Genomic DNA, 16,998 nt, shown 5'->3' with positions numbered 1-16,998 from the left:
CGAGCCTTCAGTCGGCAGGGCGAGGCGAAATCGTGAGCGATGCGCACCGCCGGGCGCCTCGGCTCAGTGTTTCGCCGTAGGCCAGCGTAGATCTTTGTACCGCCGTGCCACGTGTGGCCGGCAAGCCTGGCAATCGGATCTCATCACAAAACTTCCTGAGCGATGATGTCTAGCCGGGACTGGCGCTTGTCGCATCTGTGACACTGTATGTATTCATCAAAGCAAGACATCCGACGTTGTTCGGCAGCCCGGACTCGTTTTGTACCTAAATCAGCAGCTTGCATGTCAGATGCAAGACTGGCATGGGGGTTGCTATTGTCCAGCGACACCGTGAGCGCTGAGCGCGACCAGCGGTGCAACACGGATAGATCAACTTCGCTGGAGCGTATTGGCCACCCAATCGCTCAATGGAGAACCGATGCGGCCACCGGACAAATTATCCTTTTTCGGCACGCTTATTGTTGTCAGATCGGCCATCATTCCGAAGGTTGAGGCGCTAGTCTGATCTACCAAGGTCGTGATCTAAGCTCAAAGCGAATTCGCGAATCAAATAACGGCTTAAAGCCTCTTGGGCGAACGCCGGCAGCGAGCACCTCGAAATCGAATATTTGATGCAGCCTCGCTTCACAGGATCCGGTGCATGCTGCGCCGGCCCGTTGAGGGAACAGAGTGTGGCATCGCTTTCGACTGTTTCCTTCGTATCAATCAGAACTGATGAGGCGGGTGTATGAACAAATCGATCCGGGAGCTTCGGCTTGTGGCTGAAGCATCTGTTTTGGCGATTGGCCTGTTGATGTCGTCAGGAGCTAGCGCGGACGATGATCTGATGAGAACCGCCAGGCAGATCTTCCATCCGATCCCCTCAATCATTCCTGCGGTAAAGGACAATCCAGTCACGCATGAAAAGGTCGAGCTTGGCAAAATTCTGTTCTTCGATCCGCGGCTATCGGCAAGCGAGATCATTAGCTGCAATACGTGCCACAATCTCGGCAGCGGCGGAGTCGATGCCGGTCCGACCTCAGTCGGTCACGGCTGGAAGGTCGGCCTACGTCGGGCCCCAACCGTCTACAACGCGGTGTTCAATTCGGCGCAATTCTGGGACGGACGCGCCGCGGACCTCAAGGCGCAAGCAACTGGCCCTGTGCAGGCGAGTGCCGAAATGAATGCGACTCCGGATCATGTGCTCGACACCTTGAACTCAATGGCCAGTTATGTCGTCTTGTTCAAAAATGCTTTCCCGAACGAGGCGAGACCGGTCAGCTTTGAAAACTTTGCGAAGGCAATCGAGGCTTTTGAAGCCACTCTCATCACACCTGCGGCCCCGTTCGATCAGTATTTGGAGGGCAATACACATGCTCTCGATGATCAGCAGAAGTCAGGGTTGGCGCTGTTTATGGAGAAGGGATGCTCCTCTTGCCACAATGGAATCAATGTCGGTGGACAGGCCTACTTCCAGTTCGGCGTGATGAAGAAGCCGGACGCAACCCTGCTTCCGCAAGCCGATAAGGGCCGATTCGCGGTCACCAAGGCGGTCGGCGACGAATATGTCTTCCGCGCTGCGCCGTTGCGGAACGTTGCTTTGCGAGCCCCTTACTTCCATTCGGGCCAGGTTTGGAGCCTGAAGCAAGCTGTTGCCTTGATGAGTGAAATCCAGCTCGGCGCCAAGCTTAGCGATGGGGAAGAAAACGACATTGTCGCGTTCCTGAATTCGCTTACCGGGCGGCTACCTAAGATCGAGTATCCGATACTACCCACCCGGACGAACACGACGCCGAAGCCTTCAATAGACAGATAGGATTAACAGCACCGGCCTCATATCTTGCCGAATGATAGCAGATGCGACGCAAGAACCCGGCGTCCCGCAATGACGTTAAAATGAATGATCCCGTGCTGTCACTCATAACCAAGCGATCGGGTAGGAGGAAGCCTCGCGGCTTCCCCCTCCCACACCACCCTACGTACGGACCCGTAAACCGCGGTTAGTCAAGCCCGATTGAGATGGCGGTGCAGTCCAATGAGGAACGGCAGACCGAGGTGCACGAAAAAGGCGGCGCGATAAGCGTCGTTCATGTGGCTGGCCCCGGCATTCCACCAGGCCACGGCCGTTGAAGGCCGACTGCCATGCCCGCTCCGGATCGAGCCCACGTTGCATCAAGCGCTTGGCAGGTGTCCATGGTCGCTTCCACGGGCGCCAGAGGCCCGCCTTGGGGTCGGACGAATAGTCGCGGCCAGCGTTGCGGTGCCGGCTTGCGAACGCGTCCCTCAGCGCCATCCAAAGCCGGTGATCAAGAGAGCGCGCGATTCGCTGTCCACGCCGCGGATGCCCTTGGTCAGTAAGACGCGGTCCACGATGGGCCCGAGCAGCTTCTCTATTTTTTTGGCCGACCCTCTCCCACATCTCCGTTACGGCCGCCCAGTGAGCTTCCTGCTCCTCGTGACTCTCAGTGTCCGGCGTCCAGCCAGCCGACACCCGGCGCATGAACTATGGCGACACTCCGGGCGCGGCTCTCGCTGTCCGTCCAGACGCGATGGAGTTCGCCTGCCAAGGCCGTTGCCTGGCGGTGGGTCGGATGCACGGGAGCGTCATTGCGGACGGCCTGCCAAGCACCCTCTAGATAGGCCGCGGCGACTCCATGCGCGACTTCGCTTCGCTGGGCTCTGTGGGTGCGGAGGGAAAATCGAACGGCCTGAGCGCTCTCGCTAGGCGTCACAAAAACGAAATCATCACCGAGCGGAATAGCCAGCTCGATGCCCGCAGCCTTGGCGCGGACGTCCGCTGGAATGCGCCGCACGAATGAAGGAAAGCAAGACCCGTCCCGGCGCATCGGCCGAACAACCCTGAACAGCAATGTTACACCCCATTGTTACACAGTCGGGGCCAGCGCAACACTCTGAAAGAGCATAACTTCTCGAATTGCTGCACATCAAGAAGTTGATGGTGCCCAGGAAAGGACTCTGACCTCCAAGTCATCGACCGGACACCACTCCGGTCGAATCGCGCCAGTCACGGCGGTCCGCGCCATGCCTGGCGCACCAAAAAAAGCCCGGCCTCCTCCGGAGGCCAAGCGAAAGTCACGCAGGAACGACGCTGCTTTACGCATCGCACCAGCTTTCGTCGGCAGGGAGGACTTACCGCCGATCGATCTTCGGCGAGGGCATTCGCCGTCAAACAAGGAGAAACGGATATCACTCCGCGCGAAATCTGGAGCCGTTTGCCTTCCGCTCCTGTCGGAAACTTCACGACTTTTCCACCACTCGCCCGCTGTCCGGTTGGGATGGCAGTGCCTTGACCGAGATGGGATCCTGCGCCGGTTTGGCTGCCGTGCCCTGAAACACAAGCGGCAGTTTGCCGTCGCACAGCAGCATTGGCACGTCCCCAAAAACCAACAACGCTCGATTACCTCTCCCGAAGAGCGTGCCAGGGCCTGAATTTCGTATGACGTTCCGTAAGGACCGTAAAATAGATTGTTGTGATGAGACGCATCCACGCGATGGATAAATGAAAAAGTCGGGCTGTGCTTCGCGTCGAGCGTTAATGACGTCGCAATAGGACCTGATCGGACCTCGCCGGCATGCTGTCGGCCGTCGGGTCGAGAATCGAGCTTGTCGCCGGCTGTATGCGACCGCCTCCGCCGACGCCCGCCCGCATTCCGCGGCGCTGGGAACTTTGAAAGCTCCCAAGGACATCGTAAGCCCCCAAAGCGCGTGCATCTTGTTCACAAACGCGTTGGCGAAACGCTCCGGCCCATCATGGCTCGGCCCGCAACTCGCGTGCGGCGGCCACCATATTGACGAGCGCGGGACGCACCTCCTCCCACCTTCGCGTTTTCAGTCCGCAGTCGGGATTGATCCAGAGCTGCCGATCGGAAACTCGCTGCCGCGCCAACACAATCAGCTGCTTGATTTCCGCCGCTGCGGGAATGCACGGTGAATGAATGTCATAGACGCCGGGCCCGATCTCATTTGGATATTTGTAGCTCTTGAAGGCCTCGAGCAATTCCATCTTAGAACGCGACGTCTCGATTGAAATGACGTCGGCATCCATTGCTGCGATCGCATCGATGATTTCGTTGAACTCGGAATAACACATGTGAGTATGGATCTGAGTTCCGTCGGCGACCGGGGAGGAGCAAAGGCGGAAGCTGTCCACCGCCCAATCGAGATAGTTCTTCCACTGCGATTTGCGTAGCGGCAATCCCTCCCGCAACGCAGCCTCGTCGATCTGGATCATGGTCGCTCCAGCCGCCTCAAGGTCGATGACCTCATCTCGGATCGTGAGAGCGATCTGTCGGCATGTCTCGCTCCGCGAGATGTCGTCACGGACAAACGACCAGTTCAGGATCGTCACCGGTCCGGTCAGCATAGCCTTGACGGGTTTTTTGGTCAGAGACTGCGCATAGCGCCACCATTCAACGGTCATGGGCTTCGGCCGGGAGACATCTCCGAACAGGATAGGCGGACGAACGTACCGCGAGCCATAAGACTGAACCCAGCCATGCTTGGTGAAAGCGAAGCCCAACAGCTGCTCGGCAAAGTATTGAACCATGTCATTGCGCTCGAACTCACCGTGTACGAGCACGTCCAGGCCGATATCTTCCTGCCACTTCACGGTACGGGCTGTCTCCGCTTTCAGAAGCTGCTCGTACTGCGTGTCATTCAACGTTCCCCGCGCATGAGCCGCGCGCGCATTCCGGACATCGGCCGTTTGCGGGAAGGATCCGATGGTTGTCGTTGGAAACATCGGCAATGCGAACGAGACGCGCTGGACGTCGGCACGCTGGGTGAACGCGCTGCGACGGCGAAGCATGCTATCGTCGATCGCGGCGATTCGTCCGGCGACATTCGCATTGTGGATCTCGGGCGATGTTTCGCGGGTGACGGCTGCCTCCTCCGAAAGCGCAAGTTCATCGGCCACCTCGGCAGCATGGCCGGCCAGCGCTTTGCCCAATATCGAAAGTTCCTTGATCTTCTGAACTGAGAACGCCAGCCATGTCTTCAGATTGGGATCGAGATCGGTCTCTAGCTCAATGTCGATCGGAACATGAAGCAGCGAGCAGGAAGGAGCAATCTGAACACGGTGCCTGCCCAATTTTTGGACCATAGGAGCAAGTTGGTCGAGCAGCGCCGGAAGATTGGAGCGCCACACGTTCCGACCATCAACGACGCCTAGTGAGACCACGAGATCTCTACGGGTTGTGGCGACAATTGCGTCCAACTGGTCAGGTGCCCGAACCAGATCCACATGAAGCCCGGCAACGGGCAAGGCCAAGGTTGTTTCAAGATTGTCGCCGATAGCCCCGAAATATGTGGCCAGCATTATTTTAAGGGCCGGCACAACCTTTGCGAAATGAGCATAGGCCCAGCGGACAGCCGCCCGCGATGCTTCGTCGACGTCCATCACTAGGCATGGCTCGTCCAGCTGAACCCATTCAGCACCGCGCGAGGATAGTTCGCGGAGAACATCGACATAGACTGGGAGGAGCCGATCGAGCAGCGACAGCGGATTGAATGCGGGATTTGCGCTTTTGCCAAGCTTCAGGAAAGTGACTGGGCCAACTAGGACGGGGCGCGTTTGGTAGCCGAGGCTTTTTGCCTCCTCATATTCCTCGATCGGCTTTCGAGAGGAATACTTAAAGATCTGATCCCGGTGAAATTCCGGCACCATGTAGTGGTAGTTGGTATCGAACCACTTCGTCATTTCCTGAGCGGCTACGCCAGGCCCATGCTGAGCGTGACCACCGTCCTGAGCGCCACGCGCCATGGTGAAGTAGGTCTTGAGCGACACAGGACCTTCGGTCCAGCCGTAGACGTCGGGAATGGCGCCAACCATTAGGCTGGTATCGAGCACATGGTCGTAAAACGAGAAGTCATTCGAAGGAATGACGGTCGCACCGCGGGATTTCTGCCGTGCCCAATTAGCGGCACGAAGTCCACTCCCCGCCTCGAGGAGCTCGGCTTCGCTGGAGTTTCCCGCCCAGTAGCTCTCGAGCGCGACTTTGAGTTCGCGTCGTGGGCCGATGCGTGACGTCCCCAGTGTGGCAACGGGAAGCGAAAGAAAAGACATAGCTCAGACCCCATGATTGGGGCAAAGGCCATGGCGGACGCATGCAGCGAATATCGCGTGAGCGACAGCTGCTTGGCGCACACCGGGACACCCCGCCCGTGGACGATATATTGTCGAGGCAGGTCTCCTGGCTCGCGGGTCGTCGCTGCTGTCCGGCCTTCCCGAAGCCGCATGGCTTGACTTCGTTGGACAGCGGCTCGCCGCTTACAGTTGCGGGGGCAGCGCCGGCATTGCACCGGCTTCCCTCTTAGCTCCGGATCAAACGAATCCGAAGACCACGACGGCTGGCATTAGGCGCACGAGGATCGATCCGTCAACCTACTAAGTGTCGCCGCGATATTGCCCAAGCGATTGCGAGCTGTACCAGCTAGGGCACAACGGTCTTACTCCCGGCCTGGTAAAAACGCCTAGATCTGTGGAGCCTCCGCTTGTGAATGCGTCCGTCAACACCCGCTTGGCGTACTCGGATGAGCCAACGCGAGCAGAACGAACGCGGTGGGCGCTTCGACATCTGCGTGATCGCGACAAATCCGGTCTTTTCCGTCAGCAGCTTCTCGAACTCGCCCGCGAGGACGTTTGCGATCATCCTCGGCCGGCATCCGCTTGATCACAGCGCCATGAGGCTCCTTAGGAATTGTCAAGGCCGGATTGCTCCAGGATCAAACGGATGATCAGGCCGGACTGCCCGGACTGCCTGTGTTCGGCGGCCCCCGCGACGAGCCGTGAGCTCGATCGCTCCGTGGCGTTGGTCAAGATGATCTCCTTCGGTGTGCCAAGCACTTACGTGCTGAGCGACTTTGGCCGCGCATTCGTTGTTTCCGTCGCCGCTGGCGAGTAGTGCAGCCTGGACGTTGGCCTGCGCGGCATCGCAGGAACAGTTCCGGACGTCAGGATGCGCGCTAACTTGCGAAACTGGAGTAAGCAGCGAGAGCGCGGGCGGCGGGGATCCTGTTACGACCCTAGCTCCATGCACTCGTGCATCGTGACCGTGGGCAAGCGGATGCCCAGCTTCTCGTACGTCTTCAGGATCTCCGGACCGATCTCGTCGCGCGTGGAGACCGTCTCTTCGGCTTCGAAGCGACGTAGCTTTAGATATCCTGCAAGCTGATCTTGGGATATTCGACGCCCGTCCACCTCGCCTCGGCTCGTCAGCCAATGACGATAAGCCTCAACGCGACGACCTGGAGCATCGAGGCGGCCTTGTCATTATTCGAGACAAATTTGACGGTCTCCTCTGACAGAGCCCTTCGAGGGTTTCTCGGAGTCGATCAGCGCCTTAAGCTCATAACGATGTTGATCGACCTCGATGCGCCGCACGCGGAAGGCGGCCACCACAAGCTCGACATCTACTCCTTCGTGCGCGAAATCGAGCGGTGAAGCCTTCTGGACGCGGGCTGCTTATGTTGTCTTAGACGGGACACAGGTGTCAGGCACCGGACAGACCACAGCGCATTGCGGCGTGTCGGAATGGCCCTCGCACTCCGTACACTTTTTTGCATCGATAACGTAAATGTCGCGCTTGAGGCTGATCGCCGCGTTGGGACACTCGAACTCACATGCCCCACAAACGGTACATTGCGAAGCGACGATCTTGTAAGCCATGCCTTCCGACTCCTTAGGCGAGCGATGCCATTGGCGATCCCTTTCAAATGCCGTGCCAAGGACAGGCGCGCTCAATGATGGGCAACTTGCCCAATGGTGCTGTGCGGGGTCTGAGACCATGTTGCATCTGCGACAGCATGGGCCGCTTCAATATCAAGCCGTGCGAGCCCTCGGGCCCCTACTCCGATAGCCAGTCGCGACTCGACTGCTGCGAGCTTCCGTCGGTTTGTCTGGCATGGCAGCGCGGGGCCAAGCGACGCTCGACGATTCCCGAAACCGGCGGCGCGAGTAGAAGCCGCGAGCCGACGCACGTCTACGCCGGATGTCGGCAAACCTCCGGTCACACGCCCTGACCGGAGATTTTGTCCAAGCCGCGCTCACGCCTGCAACGTTAACTCCGCGGATTGACTCGCTGGAGGCTTGCCAAAAGGGCTTTGTGCTACAATAACCTTCGGCATCGCTTCGGAGGGAAATGAAGTTCGGCCGGGAGAAGCGATACTGGGTTTGCAAAGTGGCCGATTTAATTGCCGTCAGCCGCATGCCTGGTGCCGAGTAGGCATGGCCGCGCGGGCCAGCGCTGGTACGCTTTGCCTGGCTGTGCTCAGTCACTCCTCATGCAACTATTTTGGACGAAGTGGAACAGGGCTGAAAGATGACTGTGCAAATTGCTTCAGCGGCATGGCCTTTCCGAACAGATGGCCCTGCGCAAGGTTGAAGCCGAGTTCGGTCACAGCGATCAGGTCGGCGTGGCTCTCCACGCCTGCGGCGACGGTGCGCACACTGTACTCTTTGGCTAGATCGACGATATGGCGGCACACCGTTCGCTTCAGGGGCCCATTTCCGCAACCGGCGACGTACTGCCGGTCCACTTTTAATTTCATGAACGGGAATTTTTCGAGCCCCATCAGCTGCGGCCAATTGGCGCCGATATTGTCGATTGCAAGGCCAATGTTGTGAAAGCGAACCTCACGCGCGACCTCGATCAGGAGATCTAGGTTCTGGATCGCTTCCTCGCTCTCGATTTCGATCGTCAAGCCGCCGAAAGCGGGGTGCGACGGCATGCGCTGACAGAGATCGCGTACCGCCTGCGGGTCAATCAGGAATGCTGCCGGGAGATTGATGGAGAGATCGGTCGAAGTTTGCTGCTCCAGAAGATACTTCCAATCCTTGATCGCGCGGTCGATCACGAACTGCGACAAGTCCCTAAAATGCGGATCGTGAGCCTCCGGGATGAAATACGCTGGTGGAACAACGCCCCAGGTCGGATGCCGCATTCGCACAAGCGCCTCGGCGCCGCGGCGGCTGAGGGTACACGGGTCAAAGTTCGGCTCATACCAGAGCTCAAGCCAGCCAGCGTGTAAGGCTTCTCCGACATGGACTGCGGGACGGGGCGCCGGCTCTCTGGGCAAGAGCATGGCGACCCGATCGCGCAGCGTCTCGGCTGCAAACGGCGTCCTCAGCGGCGGCAGCATATCAAGTCCATATTCGCCCCCGACCTGCTGCACTGCCGTCATGACGATCGACTCGCGGGCGCCGAACGCCAGCACTCTGCCTGCAAATTCTTCGCGTACGAGTATCTCGAGCAATCGTCCAGGCTCGATGCGATCCGAGCCAATGCCGAGCAGGATCAGATCAGGGAAGTCCGTACAGAGTACGCGCGGCAGCTCGTCAGCAGTCCCGCATTCGCTGATCACAAACCCCATATCCTCTAGCACATCGCGTAGAAAGGCGCGCAGATGCCGCTTGCCCACGGCCACGCACGCTCGCGGCCGCACCTTACGCTGGCCGAAGATTACAGGTTTCCCTCCGACCAGTTCGGCCTGCCCATGCTCCATCGCAACCACTCCCCTTCCGTGAAGGTCCCTTAAACGAGGAGCGAAGGTCCAAACAAGCAGTGCTTGCCATTATCTTTCGATTCTTCGAGGTAAGCTTAAGATAGTGCATTAGCGTGCAAAATCTTTTCGCGATGTTGTTCAGACGATTTTGTCGGGCGCACGCGTATGATACCTGTCCCGGCTCGCGCAACTTTGTACGAGTGACGCACACGAGTGTGGGGAATCTCACCTTCGGACGCACCGAGCTGATGCGCCCTATGCCACGGCGATGATCATGCTGCAAGATGTACTGAATCGACTCTCGTGAGTGATGATCAGCAATCACTCCTACGAAATGTTTGATCGGCATGGCCGGCCTGCCCACGCGCGAATGTGCCGTCTCGTGGATTCCCTATCTAGTCGAAGGAGATCCAACTGAGTTCGCAGCGGGTCAAGCCGCGGTCGATTCTGAGAACGGCAACAGCTTGCACTTACCTCACCTCTGTTGGTTATAGCGAGTGCGGACGTCCTATTCCCTATCGAGCTTGATAGTTTCTCTCAGTTGCGTTCTCTGTATCCTTCTGAACATGGATATCCTCAAGAGGGACTGGAGGGACTAACGTGACGGGTGTTCGTGTTGGCGCTGAAGCGCAAGGCTTGCCCCACGGGGGCACGGCTTTGCGCAAAGGCGTGCCAGGAGATGAGAACGCGATCGTAGAAGCCGTCGGAAAGCTACTTTCTGAATTAGGTGGTCTCGGACCAGAGTTCAGCCTTGAAGGCGCAAAGCAGACTGCTTTGCGCCTGATTCAGGATCCCGAAGAGGGCTTCATTTTTGTCATCGAGGAACAAGCCACCGGGCAGATTGTAGGGATCGCTGCCATCTCCGCCGTACTGGCCGTGAGAGCAGCTGGAGCGTACGGCGTGCTTCAGGAGCTATGGATTTCTCGGGACTTCCGAAGCTCTGACCGCGGTGGGCATCTCGAGGCGGTACGTTCGGAGGCGAAGCGCCGAGGCTGGCAGATGATTGAGGTTGCGTTGCCCCCTGATGGCTATCCGGCCTTAGAACGGGTACGCCGTTTCTACGAGGAGAGGGGATATCGGGTTGGAGGATTGCGCGCGCGCAAGAGGCTATGACAGTACTGCGACCTCTGCTCCACACTTAAAAGCGCTCCTGGTCCTGTCACTAAAGACTTTCAAGGCAGAAAATCCTGCTGCTTGTTGCTCTCAAAACGAACGCTCCAACGCGTGCGTCGCGGCCGAGGACAATCGAGAACCTCGGCGCTGATGCGGTGCTTACTCCCACTGCGAGCGGGTTACCTCTTCGACTTTTTTGGCGGGTATCAACCATCAAATCGTTCTTCATGGTGCGGAGCGATACGATGGTCTTCTCAAGGCTCGTGGACCGCGAGCGGAAACCTGCCCGGCTAGAAGGCGCGGAGCCAGGTCGGCGGCGGCCCGTTGCGGGCGAAGCCCGACCCAGCCTTACAAACGATAGCCGAGTCGTTCTTTCGTGCTTCCCACACAATGCCGCCAGTTTGGGATCACCGCACACAAATGCGATCCATTCGTCGCCAAGTCCAATGCCTCGGCAACTGGCAAGCCAATCATCTATGGGGCTTCTTCCTGCAACTTGATTCGGTGGACCGTCGCGTAAAGGGATTCGGTACCACGCTGTCGCTCCTGCTGGCGAACGTTCAAGGAAGGTGACGAAATCAGCCATCAACACTGATTCGGTAGAGGATTCTGTAATGAGCAATGTGCCGTTTGCCGCCTCCAATACGAGGTTCGTGCAGGTCGCCCCAGCGCAGGACTTGATGCGGGCGATCGTTTCGCCGTTCGGCGCCATGACGAAGACGTGGCCGAGGGAGGCGAGCGCGACAAAGAGCCGCCCGTTTTGATCCATCGTCAGCCCGTCAGGACCGCTGGTCCCGAAGGACAAGCTGAACCGTCCCACCTTCGCAGCCCCGCCGTCACGCATCAGCGGCACGCGCCTGCTGCTGTTGTCGCGCGTCATTGCAACGAACAACACGGCCTCGTCGGCGCTGAGCACCAGCCCGCTCGGGCTTGGCCAGTTCGAAATCAGGCAATCGAGCCGGCCGGCAGGACACAGTCGGACACCCAGCCGGTCGGATCGTGCACTCCAGTTCGCCCCTGATCGGTGAAATAGATGTCGCCGTTAGTCGCGGTATGCAGGTCGTTGCAGCCTCTGAAGGACTCGCAATTGCGGTTGCCCCAGAAGCGGGCTGATAGTATCCCGCTGCGGATCGAGCTCCATGAGGCCGTTCATGTAGTCGGCCACCAGCCCCCGGCCATCAGGTGCGATCTTCAGACCAATCGGCCAGCCGTCATATTCGATTATCAGAGACCAGATCCCGTCGCGCGAAATCCGGAAAATGCGGCCGAAGGGGATATCGACGACGTAGAGATCCCCGGACTTGTCGAACGACGGCCCCTCGATGAAACAATCCACCGATGGCCTCCGCGGTTGGCATCCGGCCCATTTCGAGGAAACACCACGGCGACGAAATTCCGCGGCATCGACGAGAACACGCGGGTCTCAGCCAGCTGAGGCGGCTTGTCGAGATACATCATGACGGGCCTCCCAGCGTGCGGCGCGGCTGTCCCTCATATTTGTAGCCAAACTGCTTGGGCATCGGTCCCTTGTTACGATCCTTGCGCCTGGTCTGTTCCCAGGCGTGGGCCAGGATTCCGACCGCTCGCGACAGGCAGAAGACGCCGCGCGCCAGCGGTGGCGCGAATCCGAGCTCGCCGTAAATGACCGCGGTCGCGCCATCAATGTTCATTGGGATGAGTTTGCCCTTGCGCTGCTGCATCACCCGCTCGATCGCGCGGGCGGCCTTGGCATAGTCGCCGCTGACACTGCCCTCAGCACTTGCGTCATCCACCAGCGCCAATAGCGGTGCGGCGCGGGGGTCGACCGAATGAAACCGGTGGCCGAAGCCGGGCAGATATTTGCCGCACCTTGCAGTGAAATGGTCAATTGCGGCGGCCGCGGCCTCGCCGATCTCTAGGCCATCGCGCCTCCGCAGCACATCTTCGTAGAGTTCGACCGCCTGCTCCCCTGCTCCGCCGTGCACCTCATCGAGTGTATTGATGGCGGACGCCATCGCACCATTCAGGGGCAGCCCACAGCTCACCGCCATCTGCGCAATTGCGATGGAGGGCGCGTGCGGACCGTGGTCAACGGACGCGACCAGCGCAGCTTGCAGCAGCCGCTCCTGCGCTGGCGTCGGCAGATCGCCGCGCAACATCAGCCAGATCATGGCGGGAAAGGAAATCCGGCCGATCAAATCTTCGATTGGATAACCCCGATAGGCGATGCGACCGGGCGCGATGTCGCAGATGGAGGTTCGCCACCAACGGGCCGCTTGCTGCCGCAATTCTTCTTCGCTCATTTGCGGTTCCGCCCCTTCAACCCTGCCATTGCCGATCGCCGCAAGCCGTCGAATATCATGATATTGGTCCGTCCGCGGCTACGCGGACGGGCAGGAAATCAGCCGCCCGTTGCTTTGGCGTCCCGACGGCCCGGGTTGAGACCAGCTGCTCGACCTCCGCATACGAATAGCCGAGCCGCTGCAGCCATCGCTCGGTGTCTGCTCCGAGCGTCGCAGGTGGTGAAGGCACCGAAAACTCCTCATCCAGCCGGAAGCCCGGCCGCATGATTCGTAACGGCTGCGCACCATCTTGTTCTGGGGCCAAAGTCTCGACGAATCCGCGCTCTAGGAGCTGTGGCTGCTGCAAGATTTGGGAGACCGTCAGCACGCAGCCTGCGGGGACTCCAGCCAGATTCATTTGGGCCTCCCATTCTTCAGCGGGCTTGCAACTCAACGCCTGGTTCAACTCCGTGTTCAGCGCTGCGCGATGGACCTTGCGCATCTCGCGCTCAGCAAAGCGTGGATCCGTCTTCAGGTTCGGTCGGCCAATCAGGTCGCATAGGGCTTGGTACTGCTTCTGCTCGTTGGCGGAAATGTTCAGCGGGCCTGTTGCGGTGCGGAACGTGCCGGAGGGAGCCGCGGTGAAGTTCTCGTTGCCGATGGGCTGCGGTTCCACACCAGCGTTCAGGTGGTTGGAGACGACCCATCCCATCGCTGCAACGGTGGCTTCGAGCAGGGACACGTCAATGAACCGACCGCGGCCGCTATGCCGCTGTTCGACCAGAGCCGCGGCGATGGCAAAGGCAGCAGTGAGTCCCGCAATCGTGTCCGAGATTGGAAAGCCGGTGCGCAGGGGAGCCGAGGCCGTATCGCCAGTGACGCTCATGGCACCAGACAGACCCTGAACGATCTGGTCATAGGCCGGACGGGCGGACCATGGCCCGCTCTGCCCAAAGCCGGAGATCGCGCAGTAGACGAGACGCGGGTTGTGCCTGCTGAGCACATTAAAGCCTAGGCTAAGCCGTTCCATCACCTTCGGCCGGAAGCTTTCGAGCACCACATCGGCTTCCTTGACGAGTCGCAAGAATACCTCGCGGCCCGATTCCGACTTCAAGTCCAGCGCCACGGATTGCTTGCCGGCGTTCACCGCGACAAAAGAGAGGCCCTGCAAGCGCTCTGCCCTTTGCGGATCGGCGCCGAGGCGCCGCGCGAGGTCGCCGCCGTTCGGATTTTCGACTTTGATGACCTCCGCGCCAAGACGCGCGAGATGATAACCGCAGAACGGACCGGCCAACACGTTCGACAGGTCCAGGACGCGGATGCCGGTGAGCGGCAGAGACATCTGAAGACGCCTTCCTTTAGGTGATCCGATGGTGAGGGCTTGGCCGGCTGGCAGCTATTTCAGTTGTTGTGCGGCGCGTTCCGCAAAACGATTGGTGAAGGTTTTGTTCAAGTCGATCTTTGCGGCAGCAATTTTTGGATCAAAGTCGCTTAGGACGGCCAGCGGGACCTTGGCCGCCTCGATGTCCATCTGTCCGGTTGGCGAGAAGAGCGCTTTCGATGCGTTCATGATTTCGATATTCACCTCGCGATTGTCAGTCTTGTAACCAGGAGGAATCGTATCGACGAGCTGCTCCGTCGGCGTTGCGTTGATCCAGCGGTGAGTTTTGAGCAAGGCGTTGACCAGGCGCTGGACCGTTTCGGGATTTTTGTCGATGAAAGTCTGCTGAAGGTAGAGACACGCGGTCGGATAGGACCCGCCGAAGGCCTGCTTTGAGCCTTCGATCGTGCGCGCATCGAACAGCGCTGTCGCGTTCTTTTTGCGCGCGAGAAGCGTCGCGATGGGATCGAAATAGACCAGGGCATCGACGTTCATGGCCTCAAGCGCCACCATGCCCGGTGCGCCGCTGCCGACGGCAATGATGTTGACATCGCGTGAACCCAATCCTGACTTCTTGATGTAGTAGCGCGCCATACTCTCCGTCGATGACCCCGGCGCCGTGATCCCGAGCCTGAGCCCCTTCAGGTCGGCGCCGGATCTGACCTTGTCGGCGAGGTCGCTGCGGACACCGAGCAGGACGCCGGGAATGTCATTCAGCAGGAACACGCAGGAAATTTGCTTACCCAGCACCTGCATCTGAATGGTATGATCGTAAAAGCCGATAGTCCCGTCGACAGAGCCGCCGATCAGGGACTGCAGAGCCTTTGAGCCACCGGCCTGGAAGTTCTCGACGGTAACGTCAAGGCCTTCTTCCTTAAAGGAGCCAAGCTTCACTCCAAGTTCGACAGGCATATAGTTGAGGATTTGTGACCCCACCGCGATCTTCAATTTTGTTTTCTCGGGCTCGGTGGCATGCGCCAAAATGACCGAGAATGCGGCCAGCGCCACCACCGGCATCAATCTTATGGAAACGTGCATGCGAACCTCCATAATTGAGGGGAGAGCGTACGATCAGCTTTCGTGCGCAGGCGCCGGCCGCCAGACCAGGAGCCGCTTTTCCGCGCAGTCGACAATGGCATCGAGGACAACGACGAAGGCGGAGAGAACGATAATTCCTGCGAACACTCCGGTCGCATCGAGGACGCCTTCGGCCTGCGCAATTAAGTGCCCCAATCCTGCGGACGAGCCGAGATATTCCGCGACCACGGCTCCCATCACAGCCATGCCGACGGACACCCGCAGGCTCGACAAAATCCAGGTCGTGGCGGACGGCAGGTAGACGTGCCGTAGCAGGGACGACTTCGATGCACGCAGCAGGCGGGCATTCGCCAGCACGACCGGATTGACCTCGCGGACGCCCTGGAACGTATTGAAGAATGCGACGAATAGAACCAGCGTGACGCCGAGCGCAACCTTGGAGGTGAGGCCCAATCCGAACCAGATGACGAAAATGGGTCCAAGCAAGATCCGCGGGATGGCGTTGAACATCTTGATAAAGGGCTGAACGACTTCGGCAGCAAATGGGCTTAAGCCCAGCCAGATCCCAAGCGCTGTGCCGATCCCGATGCCAGCCAGGAACGACAGGACCGTCTCCAGCAATGTTATGCCAATATCGCCCCAAAAGTCCGCCGTCGACATCCACTCCCCGATCCTTACGACAAGTGTCGACGGTGCCGGAAAGAAGAAGGGATCGATCAGTCCGGCCCAGACGCCCAATTCCCAGATCAGGATCATGCCAAGCAGGATGGCGAACTGCGTGAGAGCGACCCTACCCCTGCGTGACATAGCTTTTCTCCACTTCGGCGCCGAGCAGCGACCAAATTTCACGATAGAGCGCGACGAATTCGTCGGTGGTCTGCAGCGCAGAAACATCGCGCGGACGAGGGAGCGTGATCCTGACGTCGGCAACCATGCGGCTGGCGGGACCGGCAGACATCACAACGACGCGGTCCGCCAGCGTGATCGCCTCATCGAGATCATGGGTGATGAAGATGAGCGAGCGCCGGTCCGCCTGCCAGAGGTCGAGCAGGATGCGGTGCATGAGTCGGCGTGTGTGAACGTCCAGCGCGGAGAACGGCTCATCCATGAGAACGATTTTGGGCTCCATGATGAGGGTTTGTGCCATCGCAACGCGCTTGCGTTGGCCGCCGGACAATTGATGCAGATAGCGCTCCTCGAATCCCTTCAATCCGACCTTGGCGAGCCAGGGCCGTGCCTGCTCGCGCGCTTTCGCGACCGACCTGCCCTGAAAGACGAGCCCGAGGCCGACATTGTCCTGGGCGGTCTTCCAGGGCAGCAGCCCTTCCTGTTGAAGCATGTAGCCGGACTGACCGTTCAGGCCCGTAAGAGACTTGCCGAAAATGCGAACGTCGCCGGCGGCGGGCTTCAGCAGTCCGGTGACAGTGTTGAGAATGGTCGATTTTCCGCAGCCGGTCGGCCCCACCACTGCAACGAATTCCGTCTCGGCCACCTGGAGGTTCATGCTTTTGACTGCCGTGAAGTCGCCGAAGCGAATCATGACGTCGTGCAAGTCCACGGCAAGTCCCGGCCGCCCCATTGTTTCGCTCCATAGAACTTGTTCTGAAACCTGGAACCGAGTAGCTCGCGTTCTCACGAGGAGTCAATCGTATTCTGGCGTGCAGGATTGTGCTCGCGCTAACTTGGGTGGACTCCTGGCGTCAT

At 59.3% G+C, this 16,998-nt stretch carries 14 protein-coding genes, 1 pseudogene and 1 riboswitch; of the genes and pseudogenes, 4 read left to right on the top strand and 11 right to left on the bottom strand.

Annotation, left to right across the window (positions count from 1 at the left end; all coding sequences use genetic code 11):
• Positions 1 to 727 precede the first annotated feature (727 nt).
• Together IVB24_RS07740 and IVB24_RS07735 are read left to right on the top strand one after the other, a co-directional pair.
• Positions 728 to 1,795, top strand: coding sequence for a cytochrome-c peroxidase (locus IVB24_RS07740; protein ID WP_018457668.1), 1,068 nt, complete (start codon positions 728 to 730; stop codon positions 1,793 to 1,795).
• Between the two features lie 838 nt (positions 1,796 to 2,633).
• The gene (locus IVB24_RS07735) at positions 2,634 to 2,798 is read left to right on the top strand and encodes a hypothetical protein (RefSeq protein WP_247408877.1); all 165 of its coding nucleotides are present in this window, start codon (positions 2,634 to 2,636) and stop codon (positions 2,796 to 2,798) included.
• Positions 2,799 to 3,237: 439 nt separating this feature from the next.
• Here the strand turns inward: IVB24_RS07735 and IVB24_RS40015 are convergent, their stop codons facing one another.
• The 3 genes from IVB24_RS40015 to IVB24_RS40010 all read right to left on the bottom strand — a co-directional run bounded on the left by IVB24_RS40015 (position 3,238) and on the right by IVB24_RS40010 (position 6,817).
• Complete coding sequence (locus IVB24_RS40015) at positions 3,238 to 3,366, bottom strand: hypothetical protein (protein ID WP_256464700.1); 129 nt, start codon at positions 3,364 to 3,366, stop codon at positions 3,238 to 3,240.
• 382 nt (positions 3,367 to 3,748) lie between these two features.
• Positions 3,749 to 6,064 (bottom strand): 5-methyltetrahydropteroyltriglutamate--homocysteine S-methyltransferase, encoded by a 2,316-nt coding sequence (metE, locus tag IVB24_RS07730; RefSeq protein WP_247772598.1) that lies wholly within the window; start codon positions 6,062 to 6,064, stop codon positions 3,749 to 3,751.
• Between the two features lie 99 nt (positions 6,065 to 6,163).
• Positions 6,164 to 6,359, bottom strand: a riboswitch (cobalamin riboswitch).
• A gap of 332 nt (positions 6,360 to 6,691) precedes the next feature.
• A complete protein-coding gene (locus IVB24_RS40010) occupies positions 6,692 to 6,817 on the bottom strand; it encodes a hypothetical protein (RefSeq protein ID WP_256471577.1) in 126 nt (41 codons plus the stop codon).
• A 357-nt stretch (positions 6,818 to 7,174) separates the two neighbouring features.
• Between IVB24_RS40010 and IVB24_RS07725 the strand changes: the two genes are divergently transcribed.
• Positions 7,175 to 7,441: a hypothetical protein gene (locus tag IVB24_RS07725; protein ID WP_247772597.1), complete on the top strand. Its 267-nt coding sequence runs from the start codon at positions 7,175 to 7,177 to the stop codon at positions 7,439 to 7,441.
• A 21-nt stretch (positions 7,442 to 7,462) separates the two neighbouring features.
• Here IVB24_RS07725 and IVB24_RS07720 read toward each other — a convergent pair whose 3' ends face one another.
• Together IVB24_RS07720 and IVB24_RS07715 are read right to left on the bottom strand one after the other, a co-directional pair.
• Positions 7,463 to 7,666, bottom strand: coding sequence for a 4Fe-4S binding protein (locus IVB24_RS07720; protein WP_083926370.1), 204 nt, complete (start codon positions 7,664 to 7,666; stop codon positions 7,463 to 7,465).
• 620 nt (positions 7,667 to 8,286) lie between these two features.
• Positions 8,287 to 9,501, bottom strand: a complete 1,215-nt coding sequence (locus IVB24_RS07715; RefSeq protein ID WP_247406410.1) for an EAL domain-containing response regulator — start codon at positions 9,499 to 9,501, stop codon at positions 8,287 to 8,289.
• A 600-nt stretch (positions 9,502 to 10,101) separates the two neighbouring features.
• Here IVB24_RS07715 and IVB24_RS07710 point away from each other — a divergent pair.
• Positions 10,102 to 10,614: a GNAT family N-acetyltransferase gene (locus IVB24_RS07710; protein ID WP_247445048.1), complete on the top strand. Its 513-nt coding sequence runs from the start codon at positions 10,102 to 10,104 to the stop codon at positions 10,612 to 10,614.
• Positions 10,615 to 11,191: 577 nt separating this feature from the next.
• On the opposite strand, the pseudogene IVB24_RS07705 reads toward IVB24_RS07710, so the two are convergent.
• The 6 genes and pseudogenes from IVB24_RS07705 to IVB24_RS07680 all read right to left on the bottom strand — a co-directional run.
• Positions 11,192 to 12,072, bottom strand: a pseudogene (locus IVB24_RS07705) (SMP-30/gluconolactonase/LRE family protein); the annotation flags it as partial.
• Positions 12,069 to 12,896 carry a citryl-CoA lyase gene (locus tag IVB24_RS07700; RefSeq protein ID WP_018454574.1) on the bottom strand — a complete coding sequence of 276 codons (828 nt, stop codon included), beginning with the start codon at positions 12,894 to 12,896 and terminating at the stop codon, positions 12,069 to 12,071. The pseudogene IVB24_RS07705 and the gene IVB24_RS07700, both read right to left, overlap by 4 nt.
• A 55-nt stretch (positions 12,897 to 12,951) precedes the next feature.
• Entirely contained in the window at positions 12,952 to 14,217 is a 1,266-nt protein-coding gene (locus IVB24_RS07695; protein WP_018454575.1) for a CoA transferase, read from the bottom strand.
• A gap of 54 nt (positions 14,218 to 14,271) precedes the next feature.
• On the bottom strand, positions 14,272 to 15,294 hold the full coding sequence (locus tag IVB24_RS07690) for an ABC transporter substrate-binding protein (RefSeq protein ID WP_247406405.1): 1,023 nt from the start codon (positions 15,292 to 15,294) through the stop codon (positions 14,272 to 14,274).
• 33 nt (positions 15,295 to 15,327) lie between these two features.
• The gene (locus IVB24_RS07685; protein ID WP_247283999.1) at positions 15,328 to 16,101 is read right to left on the bottom strand and encodes an ABC transporter permease; all 774 of its coding nucleotides are present in this window, start codon (positions 16,099 to 16,101) and stop codon (positions 15,328 to 15,330) included.
• Positions 16,085 to 16,873: an ABC transporter ATP-binding protein gene (locus tag IVB24_RS07680; protein ID WP_247299133.1), complete on the bottom strand. Its 789-nt coding sequence runs from the start codon at positions 16,871 to 16,873 to the stop codon at positions 16,085 to 16,087. Before IVB24_RS07680 ends, IVB24_RS07685 begins: the two co-directional genes overlap by 17 nt.
• Positions 16,874 to 16,998: the final 125 nt, after the last annotated feature.

The sequence above is a fragment of the Bradyrhizobium sp. 192 genome (assembly GCF_023100965.1).
Classification (GTDB): Bacteria; Pseudomonadota; Alphaproteobacteria; order Rhizobiales; family Xanthobacteraceae; genus Bradyrhizobium; species Bradyrhizobium symbiodeficiens.
The sequence above is the reverse complement of the archived record's forward strand: the minus strand, read 5'-3'. Positions and strand labels throughout refer to the sequence as shown.

Excerpts from the sequence above, each read along its gene's own strand:
- IVB24_RS07740 (WP_018457668.1), top strand. The coding sequence starts at position 728 with ATGAACAAATCGATCCGGGAGCTTCGGCTTGTGGCTGAAGCATCTGTT.
- IVB24_RS07695 (WP_018454575.1), bottom strand. The coding sequence starts at position 14,217 with ATGTCTCTGCCGCTCACCGGCATCCGCGTCCTGGACCTGTCGAACGTG.
- IVB24_RS07735 (WP_247408877.1), top strand. The coding sequence starts at position 2,634 with ATGCGCGACTTCGCTTCGCTGGGCTCTGTGGGTGCGGAGGGAAAATCG.
- IVB24_RS07690 (WP_247406405.1), bottom strand. The coding sequence starts at position 15,294 with ATGCACGTTTCCATAAGATTGATGCCGGTGGTGGCGCTGGCCGCATTC.
- IVB24_RS07720 (WP_083926370.1), bottom strand. The coding sequence starts at position 7,666 with ATGGCTTACAAGATCGTCGCTTCGCAATGTACCGTTTGTGGGGCATGT.
- IVB24_RS07700 (WP_018454574.1), bottom strand. The coding sequence starts at position 12,896 with ATGAGCGAAGAAGAATTGCGGCAGCAAGCGGCCCGTTGGTGGCGAACC.
- IVB24_RS07715 (WP_247406410.1), bottom strand. The coding sequence starts at position 9,501 with ATGGAGCATGGGCAGGCCGAACTGGTCGGAGGGAAACCTGTAATCTTC.
- IVB24_RS07685 (WP_247283999.1), bottom strand. The coding sequence starts at position 16,101 with ATGTCACGCAGGGGTAGGGTCGCTCTCACGCAGTTCGCCATCCTGCTT.
- metE (WP_247772598.1), bottom strand. The coding sequence starts at position 6,064 with ATGTCTTTTCTTTCGCTTCCCGTTGCCACACTGGGGACGTCACGCATC.
- IVB24_RS07680 (WP_247299133.1), bottom strand. The coding sequence starts at position 16,873 with ATGGGGCGGCCGGGACTTGCCGTGGACTTGCACGACGTCATGATTCGC.
- IVB24_RS40015 (WP_256464700.1), bottom strand. The coding sequence starts at position 3,366 with ATGCTGCTGTGCGACGGCAAACTGCCGCTTGTGTTTCAGGGCACGGCA.